The 2,500-nt window shown below is 51.2% G+C and carries 5 tRNA genes and 2 rRNA genes (1 of these 7 only partly in view); all 7 read left to right on the forward strand.

Annotated elements, in window-relative coordinates:
* Window positions 1-1,821, forward strand: a 23S ribosomal RNA gene (locus tag MKY70_RS00440); it begins 1,101 nt to the left of the window's first position.
* A gap of 101 nt (window positions 1,822-1,922) precedes the next feature.
* Window positions 1,923-2,038: ribosomal RNA gene (rrf, locus tag MKY70_RS00445) — 5S ribosomal RNA — on the forward strand.
* 5 nt (window positions 2,039-2,043) lie between these two features.
* Window positions 2,044-2,119: transfer RNA gene (locus MKY70_RS00450), tRNA-Val, on the forward strand.
* A 4-nt stretch (window positions 2,120-2,123) separates the two neighbouring features.
* Window positions 2,124-2,199: transfer RNA gene (locus MKY70_RS00455), tRNA-Thr, on the forward strand.
* Window positions 2,200-2,213: 14 nt separating this feature from the next.
* Window positions 2,214-2,289, forward strand: a tRNA-Lys gene (locus MKY70_RS00460).
* Between the two features lie 14 nt (window positions 2,290-2,303).
* Window positions 2,304-2,384 (forward strand) — tRNA-Leu (locus tag MKY70_RS00465).
* Window positions 2,385-2,413: 29 nt separating this feature from the next.
* Window positions 2,414-2,488, forward strand: a tRNA-Gly gene (locus MKY70_RS00470).
* Window positions 2,489-2,500 lie beyond the last annotated feature (12 nt).

Genomic DNA, 2,500 nt, shown 5'->3' on the forward strand with positions numbered 1-2,500 from the left:
GATGTTGGCTCAGAAGCAGCCACCATTTAAAGAGTGCGTAATAGCTCACTAGTCGAGTGACTCTGCGCCGAAAATGTACCGGGGCTAAATACACCACCGAAGCTGCGAATTGATACCAATGGTATCAGTGGTAGGGGAGCGTTCTAAGTGCAGTGAAGTCAGACCGGAAGGACTGGTGGAGCGCTTAGAAGTGAGAATGCCGGTATGAGTAGCGAAAGACGGGTGAGAATCCCGTCCACCGAATGCCTAAGGTTTCCTGAGGAAGGCTCGTCCGCTCAGGGTTAGTCAGGACCTAAGCCGAGGCCGACAGGCGTAGGCGATGGACAACAGGTTGATATTCCTGTACCACCTCTTTATCGTTTGAGCAATGGAGGGACGCAGAAGGATAGAAGAAGCGTGCGATTGGTTGTGCACGTCCAAGCAGTTAGGCTGATAAGTAGGCAAATCCGCTTATCGTGAAGGCTGAGCTGTGATGGGGAAGCTCCTTATGGAGCGAAGTCTTTGATTCCCCGCTGCCAAGAAAAGCTTCTAGCGAGATAAAAGGTGCCTGTACCGCAAACCGACACAGGTAGGCGAGGAGAGAATCCTAAGGTGTGCGAGAGAACTCTGGTTAAGGAACTCGGCAAAATGACCCCGTAACTTCGGGAGAAGGGGTGCTTTCTTAACGGAAAGCCGCAGTGAATAGGCCCAAGCGACTGTTTAGCAAAAACACAGGTCTCTGCGAAGCCGTAAGGCGAAGTATAGGGGCTGACACCTGCCCGGTGCTGGAAGGTTAAGGAGAGGGGTTAGCGTAAGCGAAGCTCTGAACTGAAGCCCCAGTAAACGGCGGCCGTAACTATAACGGTCCTAAGGTAGCGAAATTCCTTGTCGGGTAAGTTCCGACCCGCACGAAAGGTGTAACGATTTGGGCACTGTCTCAACCAGAGACTCGGTGAAATTATAGTACCTGTGAAGATGCAGGTTACCCGCGACAGGACGGAAAGACCCCGTGGAGCTTTACTGTAGCCTGATATTGAATTTTGGTACAGTTTGTACAGGATAGGCGGGAGCCATTGAAACCGGAGCGCTAGCTTCGGTGGAGGCGCTGGTGGGATACCGCCCTGACTGTATTGAAATTCTAACCTACGGGTCTTATCGACCCGGGAGACAGTGTCAGGTGGGCAGTTTGACTGGGGCGGTCGCCTCCTAAAGTGTAACGGAGGCGCCCAAAGGTTCCCTCAGAATGGTTGGAAATCATTCGTAGAGTGCAAAGGCATAAGGGAGCTTGACTGCGAGACCTACAAGTCGAGCAGGGACGAAAGTCGGGCTTAGTGATCCGGTGGTTCCGCATGGAAGGGCCATCGCTCAACGGATAAAAGCTACCCCGGGGATAACAGGCTTATCTCCCCCAAGAGTCCACATCGACGGGGAGGTTTGGCACCTCGATGTCGGCTCATCGCATCCTGGGGCTGTAGTCGGTCCCAAGGGTTGGGCTGTTCGCCCATTAAAGCGGTACGCGAGCTGGGTTCAGAACGTCGTGAGACAGTTCGGTCCCTATCCGTCGTGGGCGCAGGAAATTTGAGAGGAGCTGTCCTTAGTACGAGAGGACCGGGATGGACGCACCGCTGGTGTACCAGTTGTTCTGCCAAGGGCATAGCTGGGTAGCTATGTGCGGAAGGGATAAGTGCTGAAAGCATCTAAGCATGAAGCCCCCCTCAAGATGAGATTTCCCATAGCGTAAGCTAGTAAGATCCCTGAAAGATGATCAGGTTGATAGGTTCGAGGTGGAAGCATGGTGACATGTGGAGCTGACGAATACTAATAGATCGAGGACTTAACCATATAATATGAAGCACTGTTATCTAGTTTTGAAAGAATATAAAAAACTTATTGACTTTCAAAAGTAAATAAGTTATAATGATTCTTGTCTTAAATGAATACAGTCTGGTAATGATGGCAGAGAGGCCACACCCGTTCCCATACCGAACACGGAAGTTAAGCTCTCTAGCGCCGATGGTAGTTGGGACCTTGTCCCTGTGAGAGTAGGACGTTGCCAGGCAATTCGGAGGATTAGCTCAGCTGGGAGAGCACCTGCCTTACAAGCAGGGGGTCGGCGGTTCGATCCCGTCATCCTCCACCATTTAGCCGACTTAGCTCAATTGGTAGAGCAACTGACTTGTAATCAGTAGGTTGGGGGTTCAAGTCCTCTAGTCGGCACCAGTTTTTTATTGCAAGAGCCATTAGCTCAGTTGGTAGAGCATCTGACTTTTAATCAGAGGGTCGAAGGTTCGAATCCTTCATGGCTCACCATTTTAATGAAATATGCGGGTGTGGCGGAATTGGCAGACGCACTAGACTTAGGATCTAGCGCCTTTGGCGTGGGGGTTCGACTCCCTTCACCCGCACTTTTAATAAAATAACTCAAACATGTCTTGCGGAAGTAGTTCAGTGGTAGAATACAACCTTGCCAAGGTTGGGGTCGCGGGTTCGAATCCCGTCTTCCGCTCCAATTTTCAGTATG

This window comes from Bacillus sp. FSL R9-9492 (genome assembly GCF_038007365.1).
GTDB classification, from domain to species: domain Bacteria; phylum Bacillota; class Bacilli; order Bacillales; family Bacillaceae_G; genus Bacillus_A; species Bacillus_A mycoides.